The sequence below is a fragment of the Kitasatospora sp. NPDC034035 genome, from assembly GCF_055575755.1.
Map to the genome: position 1 here is coordinate 359,514 of NZ_JBVISA010000002.1, position 15,837 is coordinate 375,350.

Annotated in this window: 15 protein-coding genes and 1 tRNA gene; 10 read left to right on the forward strand and 6 right to left on the reverse strand. The window is 73.1% G+C overall.

Annotated features, from left to right (window positions below; translation table 11 throughout):
• Positions 1-87 precede the first annotated feature (87 nt).
• Both ACZ52J_RS04460 and ACZ52J_RS04465 read left to right on the forward strand, forming a co-directional pair.
• Complete coding sequence (locus ACZ52J_RS04460) at positions 88-858, forward strand: nucleotidyltransferase domain-containing protein (protein ID WP_465615745.1); 771 nt, start codon at positions 88-90, stop codon at positions 856-858.
• 46 nt (positions 859-904) lie between these two features.
• Positions 905-977, forward strand: a tRNA-Lys gene (locus tag ACZ52J_RS04465).
• Between the two features lie 159 nt (positions 978-1,136).
• Here the strand turns inward: ACZ52J_RS04465 and ACZ52J_RS04470 are convergent.
• Positions 1,137-2,645, reverse strand: a complete 1,509-nt coding sequence (locus ACZ52J_RS04470) for an MFS transporter (RefSeq protein WP_465615747.1) — start codon at positions 2,643-2,645, stop codon at positions 1,137-1,139.
• Between the two features lie 88 nt (positions 2,646-2,733).
• Complete coding sequence (locus ACZ52J_RS04475) at positions 2,734-3,309, reverse strand: TetR/AcrR family transcriptional regulator (protein WP_465615749.1); 576 nt, start codon at positions 3,307-3,309, stop codon at positions 2,734-2,736.
• Positions 3,310-3,575: 266 nt separating this feature from the next.
• On the opposite strand from ACZ52J_RS04475, the gene ACZ52J_RS04480 reads away from it, so the two are divergent.
• On the forward strand, positions 3,576-5,582 hold the full coding sequence (locus ACZ52J_RS04480; protein WP_465615751.1) for a carbamoyltransferase C-terminal domain-containing protein: 2,007 nt from the start codon (positions 3,576-3,578) through the stop codon (positions 5,580-5,582).
• 107 nt (positions 5,583-5,689) lie between these two features.
• Here the strand turns inward: ACZ52J_RS04480 and ACZ52J_RS04485 are convergent, their stop codons facing one another.
• Genes ACZ52J_RS04485 through ACZ52J_RS04495 form a run of 3 tightly spaced genes read right to left on the reverse strand, consistent with a single transcriptional unit; the run spans position 5,690 to position 8,049 of the window.
• Positions 5,690-5,875 (reverse strand): hypothetical protein, encoded by a 186-nt coding sequence (locus tag ACZ52J_RS04485; protein WP_030245889.1) that lies wholly within the window; start codon positions 5,873-5,875, stop codon positions 5,690-5,692.
• Between the two features lie 24 nt (positions 5,876-5,899).
• Positions 5,900-6,778, reverse strand: coding sequence for a class I SAM-dependent methyltransferase (locus ACZ52J_RS04490; protein WP_465615753.1), 879 nt, complete (start codon positions 6,776-6,778; stop codon positions 5,900-5,902).
• Positions 6,775-8,049, reverse strand: a complete 1,275-nt coding sequence (locus ACZ52J_RS04495; protein WP_465615755.1) for a cytochrome P450 — start codon at positions 8,047-8,049, stop codon at positions 6,775-6,777. The genes ACZ52J_RS04490 and ACZ52J_RS04495 overlap by 4 nt, the downstream gene beginning before the upstream one ends.
• Positions 8,050-8,402: 353 nt before the next feature.
• Between ACZ52J_RS04495 and ACZ52J_RS04500 the strand changes: the two genes are divergently transcribed.
• From ACZ52J_RS04500 to ACZ52J_RS04530, 7 genes are all read left to right on the forward strand, one after another.
• Positions 8,403-8,771: a hypothetical protein gene (locus ACZ52J_RS04500; protein WP_360497842.1), complete on the forward strand. Its 369-nt coding sequence runs from the start codon at positions 8,403-8,405 to the stop codon at positions 8,769-8,771.
• Between the two features lie 93 nt (positions 8,772-8,864).
• Positions 8,865-9,881 (forward strand): ABC transporter ATP-binding protein, encoded by a 1,017-nt coding sequence (locus ACZ52J_RS04505; protein WP_360497840.1) that lies wholly within the window; start codon positions 8,865-8,867, stop codon positions 9,879-9,881.
• The gene (locus ACZ52J_RS04510; RefSeq protein WP_360497838.1) at positions 9,878-10,747 is read left to right on the forward strand and encodes an ABC transporter permease; all 870 of its coding nucleotides are present in this window, start codon (positions 9,878-9,880) and stop codon (positions 10,745-10,747) included. Before ACZ52J_RS04505 ends, ACZ52J_RS04510 begins: the two co-directional genes overlap by 4 nt.
• 43 nt (positions 10,748-10,790) lie before the next feature.
• Positions 10,791-11,984: a cytochrome P450 gene (locus ACZ52J_RS04515; RefSeq protein WP_465615758.1), complete on the forward strand. Its 1,194-nt coding sequence runs from the start codon at positions 10,791-10,793 to the stop codon at positions 11,982-11,984.
• Positions 11,981-13,210, forward strand: coding sequence for a flavin monoamine oxidase family protein (locus ACZ52J_RS04520; RefSeq protein WP_465615760.1), 1,230 nt, complete (start codon positions 11,981-11,983; stop codon positions 13,208-13,210). Before ACZ52J_RS04515 ends, ACZ52J_RS04520 begins: the two co-directional genes overlap by 4 nt.
• 5 nt (positions 13,211-13,215) lie before the next feature.
• Positions 13,216-14,160: a Rieske 2Fe-2S domain-containing protein gene (locus ACZ52J_RS04525; protein ID WP_465615762.1), complete on the forward strand. Its 945-nt coding sequence runs from the start codon at positions 13,216-13,218 to the stop codon at positions 14,158-14,160.
• Positions 14,153-14,932, forward strand: a complete 780-nt coding sequence (locus ACZ52J_RS04530) for an alpha/beta fold hydrolase (RefSeq protein WP_465615764.1) — start codon at positions 14,153-14,155, stop codon at positions 14,930-14,932. Before ACZ52J_RS04525 ends, ACZ52J_RS04530 begins: the two co-directional genes overlap by 8 nt.
• Positions 14,933-14,995: 63 nt before the next feature.
• Here the strand turns inward: ACZ52J_RS04530 and ACZ52J_RS04535 are convergent, their stop codons facing one another.
• On the reverse strand, positions 14,996-15,712 hold the full coding sequence (locus ACZ52J_RS04535; protein WP_360497828.1) for a G1 family glutamic endopeptidase: 717 nt from the start codon (positions 15,710-15,712) through the stop codon (positions 14,996-14,998).
• Positions 15,713-15,837: the final 125 nt, after the last annotated feature.

A 15,837-nucleotide genomic window follows, 5' to 3' on the forward strand; every position in this document is an offset into this window, starting at 1 on the left:
GGCGCGGCCTGTTCCGGAGAAGATGCCCCGTACCTGTCCGCAGCCTGTCCGCAGCCCGTCCGTACGCCTCCCGGGAGGAGACCGCCCGTGCCCGCAGCCCTGTCCCCAGCGGAGACTCCGGGCACCGTCCTGCTCTCCGGCATCGTCGGCTCCACCGCGTACGGCTTCGCCCACGCCGGCTCCGACCTCGACCGGCTGGGCCTGTTCGCCACCCCCACCGAGGAGTTGCACGGCCTGCACCGCCCGGCCGAGTCGCACGTCAGCACCCGGCCCGACCTCACCCTGCACGAGGCCGCCAAGTGGTGCCGGCTCGCGCTGACCTGCAACCCGACCGCATCCGAACTCGTCTGGCTGCCGGACCATCTGTACGAGACCCGCACTCCGCTCGGCGAGGAGCTGATCGGCATCCGGGCGGCCTTCCTCAGCGCCCCCGCCGTGCGGAAGGCCTACCTCGGGTACGCCGACCAGCAGTTCCGCAAGCTGCTGACCCGCGACACCACCGACCCGGCCACCCGCCGCCGGGCCGCCAAGCACGCCCGGCACCTGGTCCGGCTGGTCGAGCAGGCCGTCCGCCTGCACGAAACCGGCCACAACCTGATCCGGCTGCCCGACCCGGAACGGATCCGCGACCTCGGCGAACGCATCGCCGACCGCCCCGCCGTCGCCGAATCCCTGCTGGCCGACGCCGCCGACCGGCTGGCCGGTCCCGGCGTCCTCCCGGCCGCTCCCGACCCCCGCCCCGCCGAGGCCTGGCTCCGCCGCGTCCGCGCCGCCCACTACACCCCGCCTCAAGGGCCGCTGCACACCCCCGGCGCGCCCGCGCAATCCACTGGCGGAGCCCGGGGCCCCACCGGGTAGGATCGCCCTGGCCCTCCCACCAGGCACCACCGGGACCAAGGGCCGCGGGGTACTAGCTCAATTGGCAGAGCTGCGGACTTTTAATCCGTAGGTTCAGGGTTCGAGCCCCTGGTGCCCCACCCGATCGAATGCTGTCCGACCTGGGCGTTCTCCCCTGAGGGGAGGACGCCCTTCGTCGTCTTCGGGGCCGGGGAGGGGCCCGGCCGGGGCGGGCGGGTCGGGCCCGGGTGGAGGCTCAACTGCGGTGTGCCCAAGGGGCCTTTGGCGCCGGAGGTCGCTCAGTTCGCCCGAGCGGGTGCCGGGACGGCGGTGCGGGCGGGAGAGGCTTCGGCGGGGGCGGGGGCGGGGGCGGTGGTGGCGCGGGAGAGGCGGAGGGTGAGGGCGATCATGGCGAGGACGGCGGCGAGGGCGAGCCAGGTGGCGGCTGCCGCGGCGGTGGCGTGGGTGTGGTGGTCGAGGACGGCGAAGTAGGTGCCGCCCAGGACGGCGACGCCGGTGACGGCGGCGAACTGCTGGGTGGTGGAGAGGGTGCCGGCGGCGGTGCCGGCGCGCTGGGGGGTGATGCCGGCCATCGGGGCGCCGATCAGGGAGGGCAGGACGAGGCCGTTGCCGATGCCCATCAGGCCCATGGTGGTCAGCAGCCAGGGGAGGGCATGCCGTTCGCCGTCGGTCTGCAGGGCGAGGGCGGTGAGCAGCAGGCTCAGGGCGGTGATCAGTCCGCCGACGACGGGGACGCGGAGCCCGTACCGGGGGATCAGGCGCTTGCCGGTCAGCGAGGAGACCATGGCGAGGGCGGCCATGGGGGTGAAGACCAGGCCGGAGCGGAGCGGGCTGTAGCCGAAGCCGGTCTGCACGGTGAGGCTGATGACGAAGACGAAGCCGGCGAAGAAGGCCATGAAGGCGGCGTTGACGGCCAGTCCGGTCCGGAAGACCCGGCCGCGGAACAGCGCCGGGTCGAGCAGCGGCTGTCCGCCGCGGGCGGCGAGGCGGCTCTCCCAGCGCAGGGCGGCCAGGAAGGCGGGGACGGCGGCGGCGAGCATCGCCCAGGCCCAGAGCGGCCAGCCGGCCTCCCGGCCGAGGACGAGCGGGACGAGGGCCAGGGCCAGCGAGCCGGAGACGGCGAGCACGCCGATGCCGTCGAGGGCGGGGCGGCGGCCGGTGGTGGTGCGGGGCAGGACGGCGGCGGCGACGGCGAGGACGATCAGGCCGACCGGCAGGTTGACGAGGAAGACGGCGCGCCAGCCGAGGCCGAAGAGGTCGCCGTCGAGCAGGACGCCGCCCAGCAACTGGCCGCAGACGCCGCTGAGTCCGCCGGTGACGCCGAACCAGGCCAGAGCGCGGGGCCGGCCCTCGGCGGGGAGGGCGGTGGTGATCAGGGCGAGCACCTGGGGCACCATGGCGGCGGCGGTGAGGCCCTGGAGCAGGCGGGCGAGCACCAGCTGGGTGGGGGACTGGGCCAGTCCGCACAGCACGGAGGCCAGGGTGAAGGCGGCCATCCCGGTAAGGAACATCCGCCGGTGGCCGAGGATGTCGCCGAGCCGTCCGCCGAGGACGAGTCCGGTGGCGTAGCTGAACACGTAGCCGGCGACGACGAGTTCCAGCATGGCCTGGCCGGCGCCGAGGTCGGCGCGGATGGCGGGCAGGGCGACGTTCACGACGTTGCCGTCGAAGCCGTACATGAAGAAGGCCGCCAGGATGACGGGCAGGAGGGGTGGGCGGAGCCGCTGGAGCGGGCTGGACGGACGGGGCGGGCGAGACTGATGGGTCGGGCGGGGCTGGACGGACATCGGGTCAGGCCTCCGGTGAGGGCTGTTATTGGCTGAAGTGCCAAAAACTTGGGCAGGAAAAGCGCCGGGGGTGGCCCGGCGGAGAAACTCAGGCGCGCAGGTCGTCGACGACGGCGTCGACGGTCGCGTGCAGCGATTCGGGCTCGAAGCCGGCCTTGGCCTGCAGCAGTAGGCCGTGGAAGGCGGCCATCACCTGCCGGGCGAGCTGCTGCGGGGTGCGGTCCGCGCGGATCTCGCCGCGGACCCGGCCCGCCTCGACCGCCGTCGTCAGCGCGGACTCCAGCGGGATGAAGGCCTGTCGGGCCAGGTGTGCCAACTCCGGCTCGGGCCCGGCCAGTTCGGTCACGGTGTTGACGGCCAGGCAGCCGCGGTGGTCGGCCGTCGTGCGGTCCACCCCGGTGCGCAGCAGCCGCCGGATGCGCTCCAGTGGCGGCTGGTCGTCGGCCATGGCGTTCGCGCCGGCGGCGCCCTGCTCCCGGTAGCGGCGCAGTGCCAGTTCGAACAGCTGCCGCTTGCCGCCGAAGGCGTTGTACAGGCTGCCGCGCAGCATGCCGGTGCTCTCGGCCAGGTCGTCGGTCGAGGTCGCGGTGTACCCCTTGGTCCAGAAGGTGTTCATGGCCGCGTCGATCGCGGCCTCGGTGTCGAACTTCCTCGGGCGTGCCATGGGAGGATGATGGCAGTTCTTGGCTGCTCTGTCAAAAACTCCGTCAGACGGGCCGCCGGCCCCGCTGCGCATGCGTATGCGGGCGGCCGGGACGTGCGTAAACGGGGATTTCAGTATGTACCGGGCGTCCGCACGCATGGTCGAATGACCGGGTAGTCGCTGGTGCCGGGGGCGGGCGGCCGGCCCTGGGCGGGGTGCGGGAAATCCCCTCGCGAACGGGCCGGAATTACCTCCTCCTGGGCAGACCGAGGAAAAAAGAGGTAACCGTGGCCGAGTATTTCCTTTCCGCCTATCTCACGCCGCCGGGGCCGGGTGCGGTCTTCTCGGTGCGGCACGACCAGAATGTCGCGCTGTGGCGCCGGGACGGCGCCGACGTCGAACTGGTGCGGGTGTGGGAACTGGAGCGGGTCAGCGGGCAGAAGCACCACTTCTGGCCGCTGTACACCGAGGGCCGGGCCGAGGCCTTCCTGTCGGCCCTGCTGGCCGAGGAGGGGCTGACCCTCGACGACGTGACGGCGACCTGGGGCACGCCGGGGCTGCCGAAGGCGCAGTCGGTGCCCAAGCCGGCCGGGTCGGAGGAGTTCCCGCTGCACAGCCTGGCGCACCTGTTCAGCGGGGTGCTGCGGGACGTCCCGCTGTTCCGTGACGGGCAGATCATCGGTCTGGCGATCGACGCACTGCCCGACTACGCGCAGGAGAGCCGCCCGAACACCTACTGGTACGCCGGCTGCGTGGTGAAGCAGGGGCGGATCACCTTCGAGCCGGTGGAGTCTCCCGGCCCGCTGTACACCGCCGCCGAGACGGTGTTCGGCCTGGAGCCCGGCTCGCTGATGGCCCTGGCCTCGGCCTCGACCGCGGCGATCGAGTACGACGCCGAGGCGGCCATCGCGGAAGTCACCTTCTTCGGCGGCGCCGCGACCCAGCCCTGGAAGGCCGCGCACGACCTGGTGCGCGCCGTGGTGGCCGCCGCCGACGAGCAACTGGCCGGCGTCGAGCTCGACGACACGCTCAGCCGCGAGGACCACCTGCGCAGCGCGGTGATGAAGGTCATCCAGCGCTGCTGCGAGGGCGTCGCGATCCGCAACGTGGAACGGCTGCTGGAGGTCGGCGGCATCCGCGCCGAGGACACCCACCTGTCGACCAGCGGCGGCTACGCGCTCAACTGCCCCACCAACACGCTGCTGATGGACCGGTTCGGCTTCAAGGGCCTGGTCACCCCGCCGTGCGCCAACGACTCCGGCCAGGGCATCGGCCTCGGCCTGCTCGGCCTGTACGGGGCCGGCGCGCTGGCGGAAGCCGGACTGCGGATCGTCTCGCCGTACTACGGCCGGGACGTGCTGGACGTCGAGGAGGCGCTGGCCGAGTTCGCGCCGTGGATCGCCTCGGTGACGGACTTCGAGGCCGAGCGGTTCGTCGCCGACGTCTCGGACGGCGTGATCGCCTGGGTGGACGGCCGGGCCGAGCTCGGGCCGCGCGCGCTGGGCCACCGCAGCCTGATCGGGGACCCGCGCTCGCACAAGGTCAAGGACCTGCTGAACACGTACAAGCGGCGCCAGTGGTGGCGCCCGGTCGCGCCGATGGTGATGGCCGAGTACGCGGGCGAGTGGTTCGCCTCGGACCGCGAGTCGCCGTACATGCTGGAGGCCGTCCAGGTCCGGCCGGAGGTGCGGGACCTGGTGCCCGCGATCGTCCACCTGGACGGCTCGGCCCGGCACCAGACCGTCACCGCCGAGTCCAACCCGCGGCTGCACCGGGCGCTGGACGCGTTCCGGGCCGCGACCGGGGTGCCGATCCTGTGCAACACCTCGCTCAACGACAAGGCCGAGGCCGTCGTCGACCAGGCCGGGGAGGCGCTCAACTTCTGCGTCCGCAAGGGCGTCGCGGTGCTGTACCTGTGCGGGCGGCGGGTCGAGCTGCGGGCCGAGCCGGTGCCGGCCGCGGCCGCGCCGACCGAGCCGCGGCAGCGCGCCCTGGAGTACTTCGCCGGGCAGGAGGCGGACCGCGACGCGCTGTGGCAGGGCTGGCTGGACGCCGGGTACACCGTCGAGGGCATGTACCACCTGTCGCGCAGCCACCAGCTGCGTGCCGAGCAGGAGCTGTCCACGCCGGAGCGGGTCAACCTGCTGGCCGCGTACCGCGCGAAGGTCGACCCGTCGTTCCGCGGGCTGGTCGACAACTTCCGCCGCACGCACGGGCCGGGCGGCTCCTTCGTCGACCCGTCCACGCTGACCGGGGCGTTCGGGGTGATCAACCCGCTGCGCCGGTCGCGTTAGGCGGACGCGGAGTAGGCCGTACCGGAAACGGGTCGGGGGGTAAGGCTTTTGAAGCCTTACCCCCCGACCCGTTGTTGCTGCTAAGCGACCGGGCGTCGACACCACCGTCAGTAGCGCGGCTTCCGGGTCAGCGCCAGACCGCCCAGCAGGAAGGCGACGCCGAGCACGCCGGCGACGACCGCGTCGGTGGTCTGGGCGGGCTTGTGGCTGGCGTCCATCACGGCGGTGATCAGGCCGGCCACGGCGCTGATGTAGCAGAAGATGGTGATGAAGATCTTGACCTTGGGGTGCACGGGTTTCCTTTCAGTGCTGCTCTGTCAGTGCTGCTCTCGGACGGTTTCCTGCGGTCCGCGGCCCGCGGGTGCGGTCGCGGCGGCGGTGAGGCCGAGCAGCATCACCCAGGCGTCGGGGTCCGACCGGAAGCGGTTCCAGCGGTCGGCGGCGAGGGCGAGTTCGGCCAGGGAGAGGACGCCCCGGGCCACCAGCGGTTCCAGCCGCTGCGGGCCGAGCTGGGGGGCGAAGGCGTCGGTGGGGTGGTCGTCGTTGGTGGTGGCGAAGGGGCGCAGCACGACCTCGTCGAAGCCGGCCGCGTGCAGCAGCCGGGGCAGCCGTCGGCCGATCGACCGGTCGCCGCCGTCGGCGCGCTGGGCGGCGGCCATCTTGGCGTGCACGCCGGCGAGTTCGGGGTACGAGGGCTCGGCGGCGCCCCACAGCGCGGAGTCGACCTCGGTGCAGGCGACCCGCCCGCCGGGCTTCAGCACCCGGCGGACCTCGGCCAGGACGGCGGCCGGGTCGGGAACGTGCTGGAGGACGTAGCGGAGCAGGACGAAGTCGATGCTCGCGTCCGGCAGCGGCAGGTCGGCGCCGTCGGCGACCAGCAGGGTGACGCCGGGGCCGGCCGCGTGGGCGAGCAGCCCGCCGTCGATGTCGGCGGCGATCAGGGCGGTGCCGGCGGGCAGCGCGGCGCGCAGCCGTCGGGTCACCGCGCCCGGGCCGGCGCCGAGTTCGAGGACGGTGCCGCCGCCCAGGCCGAGTTCGCGCAGGATGCGCAGCTCCTCGGGGAAGGAGAGCGCGGCCTGCGCCTCCAGCCGGTCGAGTTCGGCGGTCAGGCCGCCGCCGGTGGTGCGGGCCGGGTCGTAGGAGCCGCCGACGGGACGGTCCTCGGCCGGGCGGTCAAGGGCAGGGGCGGTGGTCATCGGGGCCTCGCGATCATCGTCATGCCGTGCTTGGGGCGGAGGGTGACCAGGGCCTCGGGTTCCACCGGGAAGCCCTCGACCAGTTCCAGCCGGACCGACTGCAGCAGCGTGGCGAGCACCAGGACCGCCTCCAGCATCGCGAAGTGCTGTCCGACGCAGATCCGGTCGCCGCCGCCGAACGGCAGGTAGAGGTGGCTGGGGAGGGTGGCGCCGTCGAAGCGGTCGGGGCGGTACGCGTCCGGCGCGTCCCAGTAGTCGGGGTGGCGGTGCAGCACCCACTGGCTGACGCACACCAGGGTGCCGGGCTCGACGCGGTACCCGCCGACGGTGTCCTCCTCCACCGCCCGCCGGGAGATCAGCCAGACCGGCGGGTAGAGCCGCATCGCCTCCTGGATCGCCCGGCGGCAGGCCGGGAGGTCCTGGAGGTCGGCGGCGGTCGGCGGGCGGCCGTCGAGGACCCGGTCGACCTCCTCGCGGACCTTGGCCAGCTCCTCGGGGTGACGGTCGAGCAGGTAGAGCGTCCAGGTCAGGGACTTGGCGGTGGTCTCGTGGCCGGCCATCACGATGGTCAGCACCTGGTCGCGCAGGTCCTCGTCGGAGACCAGGTGGTCGGTGGACATCATGGTGTCCAGCAGGTTGCCGCCTCCGCCGCCGCCCGCGCGGCGGGAGGCGATCAGGGTGCGGGTGACGGTGTTGAGGAAGACCCGGGCCCGGCCGAAGTCGGCGAACCGGCGCGCGGTGTCGGCCGGGTCGGGGTCGGGGTTCGGTACGTAGTGGCCGATGCAGCGGTTGACGGCGTCGACCGCGCGGCCGAAGCCCTCGCCGATGCCGTCGATGTCGGCGCCGAGGATGGCGTGGGTGAGGATGCCCAGGGTGAGCGCGGTGAACTGCTCGTCCACCTCCACCGGGGCGCCGGACTCCAGCGCCGGGCGCCAGCGCTCCAGCATGCCGGTGGTGGCGTCGGTGACGATCGTGTCGAAGGTGCGCACGGCGCTGGGGCGGAAGGCCGGGGCGGTCAGGTGCCGCTGCCGGGCCCAGTCGGCGCCGTTGCTGGTGAGCAGCCCGTTGCCGAGCAGCGGGCGCAGCATGGCGTCGTCCGGGGTGCCTTCCTTGGTGTAGTTGGCGCCGTTGTCCTTGAGCACGTGCTTGGCGTACTCGGGCCGGTTGAGCAGGTAGACGGTGTCGCCGTCCGCACGGTGGCGGGTGATGTCGCCGTAGCGGCGGGCCAGGTCGGTGATGAAGTCGAGCGGCGACTCCCTCATCAGTGCCATGTCGATGTCGTCGGCAGGGCCTGGCGGGACGGTGTGCGTAGGCACGGTGCGGACCACCCCCGTGATTTCCTCTCGATGCTTACCCGGGACTCCGGAATACGTACGTGACTCCGGAATGCGTACGCGGAAATTCCACGTACGTATTCGGATACGTATTCCGATGCGTATTCTGATACGTATTCATGGGCGCGTGACGGCTGAAATCTACCGCACCTGCCGCACGTGCTCAATACTTAGTCCGGGCACCGGAAATGAGGTCTTGGCGGCCGATTGCGGCCGTGTCATTCTTCATTTGCAGGCAGCGCCGGGAAGCGCCGCCGGCACCACCGGAAACCGAGAAAAGGAAAAGTCACATGGCTTTGGACCAGAGGAAGCGGGCCGAGTTCGTCAACGGCTACACCCGTGCCCTGATCAGCGCCTGGTCGAGCGAGGAGTACGCGGCCCGCCTGCGTACCGACGCCCGCGCCGCCCTCGCCGAGGCCGGCCTGGAGCTCCCGGCCGACGCCGAGATCGTCATCGTCCAGACTGCCGCCGAGGGCGAGCAGGAGGGCAACCTCGAGGTGCAGGTGGAGCTCTTCGAGATCGGTCTGGCGACCGGTCGCTACGAGTTCCACATCCCCGAGACCCCGCAGATCGACACCGCCGAGCTGAGCGAGGGCGACCTGTCGGACATCGCGGCCGGCGGCAACTCCTGCTGCTGCCCGTGCTGCTGCTGCACCTGATCCAGCCGGGAAACCCGCCCGCCGGGCAGAGCGCCCGGCCGGTCGACCCGAGTACCGGGTCGGCCTGAACACCCCACAGAGGAGCGATCCACAGTGGCGACTGCCGTCGGGGAACACCCCGTCTCAGTCCGCGGCCTGCGCAAGAGTTACGGCGACTGGCACGCGGTCCAGGGTCTGGATCTGGACATCCACCAGGGTGAGGTCTTCGCCCTGCTCGGGCCGAACGGCGCGGGCAAGACGACGACCGTCGAAATCCTGGAGGGCGTCCGCCAGCGAACCGGCGGTGACGTGCGGGTCCTCGGCTGCGACCCAGCCGAGGACCGGCGCGAGTGGCGCGCCAGGATCGGGGTGGTCCCGCAGACCACCGGCGCCTACTCGGACCTGACCGTGCGCGAGGTGGTCGAACACTTCGCCGCGTTCTACCCGAACCCGCTGCCGGTCGGCCAGGTCATCGACATGGTCGGACTCGGCAAGCACGAGAAGAAGCAGAGCACGGACCTCTCCGGAGGCCAGGCCCGCCGGCTCGACGTCGCGGTGGGCATCGTCGGCGACCCGGACCTGATCTTCCTCGACGAACCCACCACCGGGTTGGACCCGGTGGCTCGCCGAGAGGCCTGGGACCTGGTCCGCTACTTCTCCGAGCGCGGTCGCACCACCGTGCTCACCACGCACTACCTGGACGAGGCCGAGGCGCTGGCCCAGCGCGCCGCGGTGATCGTCGCCGGCCGAGTGGTCCAGTACGGGCCGCTGGCCGAGTTCGGCGGCCGTACGCAGACTCCGACCACGGTCTCCTTCCGGATTCCGCCGGAGCTGGCCGGCCGCACGCTGCCGCCGCTGCCACCCGGGGCCGAACCGGCCCCGGTGGGCGTGGACAACGTGCTCAGGATCGCCACGCACGCCCCGACCGCGCTGCTCGCGGCGCTGGTCCCCTGGGCGCACCAGGCGGGCGTCGGCGAGCTGCCCGAGCTGCGGGTGCACCGGCCCACCCTGGAGGACGTCTACCTGGACCTGATCCGGGAGCACGCCGACGGCACCGACCGCGGTGCCGACACCAGCCAGAGCATCACCCACGGCACGAGCCACGGCACCCCCGAGGCGGGCAAGCGATGACCCTCACCCAACCGACCGCGACCGCCCGGGCCCGCAAGGCCGACGAGGCGCCCCGGAGCGCCGCCCGGCCGCCCGGCATCTGGCGGGCCGGCGCGGCCCGCTCCAAGGTGGAACTGCGGGCGTTCTTCCGCAACAAGCAGTCGCTGGTCTTCACGCTGATGTTCCCGGTGATCCTGCTGGTCGTCTTCGGCTCGATCTTCTCGGGCAAGGTGGCCGGCACCGACACCGACGTCAAGCTGGTGTTCATGGCCGGCATCATCGCCGCCGGCGTGATGAGCACCGCCTTCTCCGGCCTCGCGATCAACATCGCGATCGAGCGCGACACCGGCACGGTCCGGCGGCTCGCGATGACCCCGATGCCCAAGTCCGCCTACTTCGTTGGCAAGCTGGTCCGGGTCATCGTCACCACCGCGCTGGAGACGGTGCTGCTGATCGGCATCGCGCTGGCCCTGTTCGGGCTGCCGCTGCCCAGCACCCCGGAACGCTGGTTCACCCTCGGCTGGGACCTCGCGCTCGGCACCGTCGCCTGCGCGATGGCCGGCGCCGCGTACTCGGCGCTGATCCCCAACAGCCGGTCGGCCGCGGCGATCGTCACCCCCGTCTTCATGGTGCTGCAGTTCATCTCCGGCGTGTTCTTCCCGTTCGGCCAACTGCCCGCCTGGATGCAGACCGTGGCCGCGTTCTTCCCGGTCAAGTGGATGGCCCAGGGCTTCCGCTCGGTCTTCCTGCCGGACTCCTTCACCGTCGTGGAACCCGCCGGGAACTGGGAACTGGGGCACATCGCGATGGTCCTGGTGGCCTGGTCGCTGGCCGGCCTGGTACTGACCGCCTTCTCCTTCCGCTGGCGCGGACCCCGGGTCCGCTGAGACCCCCTGGGAGCCGGACCATGACGACCGCTCGGAGCCGGACATGACGACGGCGCCGGTGCGCCTGCCGGAGCACCTGATCCACCCGTTCGCCCCGGCCGGGCGGGCGAACCCGCACCCGGCGTACCGGTGGCTCAGGGCCAACGACCCGGTGCACTACGACGCCGCGTCCCGGCTCTGGCTCGTCACCGCGCACGCCGACTGCGCGACCGTACTGCGCGACCCGCGCTTCTCGGCCGCGCAGGGCCAGCGCGAACGCGCCCGCGACGACGCCCTGCCGCCGTCCATGCTCACCACCGACCCGCCCGACCACCACCGGCTCCGGGCCCCGGGGGCGCTGCTCCTGGGGCCGGCCGCCGTCCGCCCGCTCGGCGTCCACCTCGCCGCCGACGTGGACGCACTGCTCGACACCCTTCCCGTCGACCGGCCGGTGGACGCCGTCGCCGACCTCGGACGGCCGCTCGCCACCGCCGTCTACGCCCGCCTCTTCGGCCTGCCCGCCACCGAGCTGAAGCGCTTCGAGGCGCTCGCCCGGGCCGCCTCGGTCAACCTCGACCCGATGGTGCCGCCCGCCCGCGCCGCCCTAGGCCGCAGCGCCGCCGGCGCGCTCACCCACTACCTCGACAAGCACACCGCCCGGATCACCGTCTCCGGGGCCGAGGTGCCGCTCGCCGCGCTCGCCGCCGACGACCGGCTCAGCCGCGCCGAGATGCTCGGCATCCTCAACCTGGCCGTCATCGGCGGCTGGCAGCCGCTCGCCGAGTCCATCGGCAACGCCCTGCACCTGCTGCTGCCCGACCGCTCGGCGGTCGCCCGGCTCGCGGAAGCCGGCGAGGACGCCGGCCGCCTCGCCGTCGACGAACTGCTGCGGCTGGAGGCGCCGATCCCGTTCACCGCCCGGGTCACCACCGACCGGGTCGAACTCGACGGCGGCGTGCTCCCGCCTGGCGCCCGGGTGCTCGCGGTGCTCACCGCCGCCAACCGCGACCCGGACGTCTTCGCCGACCCCGACGAACTGCGCCTGGACCGCAACCCCAACCCCCACCTCGGCTTCGGCGGCGGCCCGCACTTCTGCCTCGCCGCCCCGCTGGTCCGCCAGACCATGGCCCTGCTGCTGCCCCGCCTGGTCCGCCGCTACCCGGCCCTGCGCGGCCCGGCCGGCGCCCCGGACTGGGACCAGTGCCTGGTGCCGCGCCGCCTGCGGGCGCTGCCGATCGACCTCGGAGGCGAGCTGTGAGCACGTACGACGTCATCGTGGTGGGCGCCGGCGCCTCCGGCCTGAACTGCGCCCGCCTGCTGCGCCAGGAGGGCCTGGGCGTCGTGGTGCTCGAGGCCCGGGAGCGGCTCGGCGGCCGGATCCACACCCACCACCCCGCCGACGGCGGCCCGCCGCTGGAACTCGGCGCCCAGGTGGTGCACGGGGAGCACAACCCGGTGCACGAACTGGTCGGCCCGGGCGCCACCACCGCCGTACCGCGCCGGGTCACCGCCCGGATCGTCGAGGACGGCGCCAACCGGGAGATGGGCGCACTGAGCTTCGGCCGGCGCGCGCCCTGGCAGCTGGAAGCCATGCTGCAGCGCGCGCCCGGCATCACCGGCCTGTCCGTCGGCACCTGGCTGCGCGCGCAGGGCAGCACCGGCCCGGAGGCCGCGGCCGCCACCGAGTGGTTCCGGCAGAACTGGGCCGCCGACCCCGACGAGCTGAGCGCCGCCGCCGTCGCCGACGCGCACCGCCGGGACGGCGTCGGCGAGGGCGAGTTCGCCGTCGAGGGCGGCTTCGCCCGGCTGCCCGAGCGGCTGGCCGAGGGCCTGGACGTCCGGCTCGGCGAACCCGTCCGGGAGCTGATGTACGGACCAGGGCGGGTCACCGTCCGGACCGACACGGGCACGGCCACCGCCCGCGCCGTCGTGCTCACCGCCCCGCCCGCCGTCCTCGCCGCCGGCGCGATCGCCGGACTGCCCGCGCGCAAGCTGGCGGACGCCGCCCGACTGCCCGCCGGGGACGGCTGCTGCGCCGTGGTGACACTGGACCGGCCCGCACCCGACACGATGATCGTCTTCGACGTGGACGGCCGTACCGGCTTCGTCCGCTGCACCGCCGGCCGCCCTGAGGCACTGGTGGTCGCCAAGGCCGGAGCCGCCGCCGACCTGCGCGCGGCCGCCGCCGACCGTACGGCGCTCGCCGCCCTGCTCGCCACCGCACTGCCCTGGACCTCCGACGCCACCGTCCTCGGCCTCACCGTCGCCGACTGGGGCCGGGACCCGTACGCCGGCGGCGCGTTCACCGCGCCCCGCGCCGGACTGGAAGGAGCCGCCCGGGAGTGGGCGGAGCCGGTGGACGGCACGCTGTTCTTCGCCGGCGAGGCGACCGTCGCGGGCGAACGGCTGCCCTGGGTGCACGGCGCCCTGGCGAGCGGGGAGCGGGCCGCCGAACAAGTCCTCAAGGCAATTCGACGAACGTGAGTCCGATGACCGTGCACCACGGCTGGTACCTGCTGGCCTTCCGATCCGAACTGGCCGACGAGATCACCCCGTTGGCGATCGGCCCGCGCCGCCTGATCGCCGTCCGCGAGGGCGGCCGGCGGATCCGCGTCCTGGACGCCAACTGCCCGCACCGCGGCGCCCACCTGGGCTACGGCGGACGGCGCGAGGGCGACTGCCTGGTCTGCCCGTTCCACGGCAAGCGGATCGCCCTCGGCGACCCGTCCAGGCACTGGTCCGTCGCCGAGCACCGGGTGCTGGAGTGGGGCGACGCGCTGTTCGTCCGGCTCTCCGACGACCCGGACGGCGACCGCGGCTTCGAGCAGGCGCTGAAGGACTGGGAGGACGACTACCCGCTGGTCGCGGCCGTCAGCCTGCCGGTCGCGGTGTCCTCCGAGTACGTGGTCGAGAACGCCTTCGACCCCGACCACTTCAAGGCCGTCCACGGCGTCCCCGGCACCCGCGGCATGACCACCCGCGCCGGCGACAACGGCGAGCTGGTCATCGAGGGCGAGTTCCTGATGCAGGCCTCGCCCTGGCAGGACGCCCGCAAGCTGGAGGAGATCCGCTGGGAGGCGGTCCGCACCGGCCGCGTCCGCTGGGACTTCAAACCGCGCTTCCACGCCCAGGCGTTCAGCCCGAACATCGTGGTCACCGAGTTCGGCCCGCTCGAGGAACGGCAGGTGATCGTCACCGGCTCGGTGCCCACCGAGGACGGCGGCTGCGTCGCCCGGGTCGCCATCGGCGTGCGCGGGAACCAGCGGGCCGCGCTGCCGGCCCTGCTCGGCGGCAGCGAGAAGGCGCTCGCCGAGGACAAGGTGGTCTGGGAGCACCTGGACCACACGATGACCCCGCGCTACGACGCCCGGGACGAGCCGGTGCTCGCCTTCCGGGCCTTCTGCGCCGACTTCTCCGGAGGCACCGGTGCCTGAGGCCCCGTACCTGCACCTGCGCCGTCAGGGCGAGGGCCCGGCCGTGCTGTGGATCCACGGCTACACCATGGACTCCACCACCTGGCAGCCACTGTGGGACCGCCTCCCCGGCTGGACCCACATCGGCGTCGACCTGCCCGGCCACGGCGGCTCCGCCCCGCTCCCCCCGGGGCTGACGCTCACCGCCCTGGCCGGGCAGCTGGCCGAGGTCGCGAAGGAGACCGGCGCCCGCAGGCTCGTCGGCCTCTCCTTCGGCTCCATGTCGGCCATCCAACTCGCCTTTCAGGACGCCGGTTTGCTCGACCGCCTGGTCCTCGCCGCCCCCACCCTGGCCGGCACCCCCAACGAGGACTCGGCCCGGGTCCGCTACCGGCAGCTCGCCATGCTCTACCGCTTCGCCGGCCCCGGCGAACAGCTGGCCGACCTCTGGATGCAGTCCCCGCCCGACATCTTCACCGGCACCCGGCGCCACCCCGAACTCCGCGCCGCCCTGCGTGAGGTCATCGCCCGCCACAGCTGGGCCGAACTGGGCAACCGGGCGATGGACGCCCTCACCGCCCACCGGCACACGGCGGACGACCTGCGCCGGATCACCGCACGGACCCTGGTCGTGCTCGGCGACGAGGACATGCCCGCGTTCGTCCGCAACGCCGAGCTGCTGCGCGACACCGTGCCGGACTGCCGGCTGTCGTCGCTGAAGGAGACCGGCCACCTCCCGCTCCTGGAGCGCCCCGACGTCTGCGCCCCGCTGATCGCCGCGCACCTCGCCTGAACGTCGTACGAGTGCGGCCCGCTCCCTGCGCGCAGGGAACGGGCCGTTTCGACGTCGGTGCGGCTACTGGTGCAGGTACGTCTCGGTGAAGCTGGTGCCGCTGGAACCGAGCCCACCGGTGCGGGCCTCGTAGGTGCCGTTCGAGCTGGGGTCGAGGGCGACCGGGCCCGAGGAACCGAGGGACTTGCCGTTGACGGTCGCCGAGGTGAAGCTCAGGGTGCCGAAGTTGGGGTAGGAGCCGGTCGGCGACTCGATGATGACCTCAGCGCTGGTCCGCTGCGCGGTGAGGGACTTGGTGGTGCTGTAGGTCCAGCCCCGCGAGGAGTCGGTCAGCTTGAGGGTGTACCTGTTGCTCCCGGCGTACGTCACCGAGGCGGTGATGGAGTCACCGGCCGACACCGGGTACGAGCTGAGGCTCAGGTAGACCGGGTTCGCCGGGTACATCTCGTACCAGGCCTGGTTGACGGGGCTGCCGCTGGAGCAGTCGGTCGCCACCCCGGTCTGCTCGACGGTGGAGGAGCCGTACCCGTCGATGCCGACCCAGGGGGCGTAGAGGTCGTTGGTGGAGTTGCACGTCGCGTGCGGCTCGGTCCAGGTCGCCGAGACCGAGGTGAAGCCGCTGCCGGTGGCGGCGTAGCCGCCCCAGTTGTAGCCGTTGGTGTTGTAGCTCAGCGGGCGGAACGACACCGCCTGCGCGGCCGCCGCCGTGGCCGGCACGGCGGGGGCGGCGAGGACGGCGGCCGCCGCGAGGGTGGCGACGCGTATCAGGGACGTGCGCATGCTGGCTCCTTCGTGGGGGAACAGGCAGGAGGCTCACACGCCGGCACGAGCCGTGGGGGTGGCCGTGACGCGGCGGCAGTCCAGAGTTGCCGACCTGTCATGAGCCCAGCAAGAGGTGCGGCGCG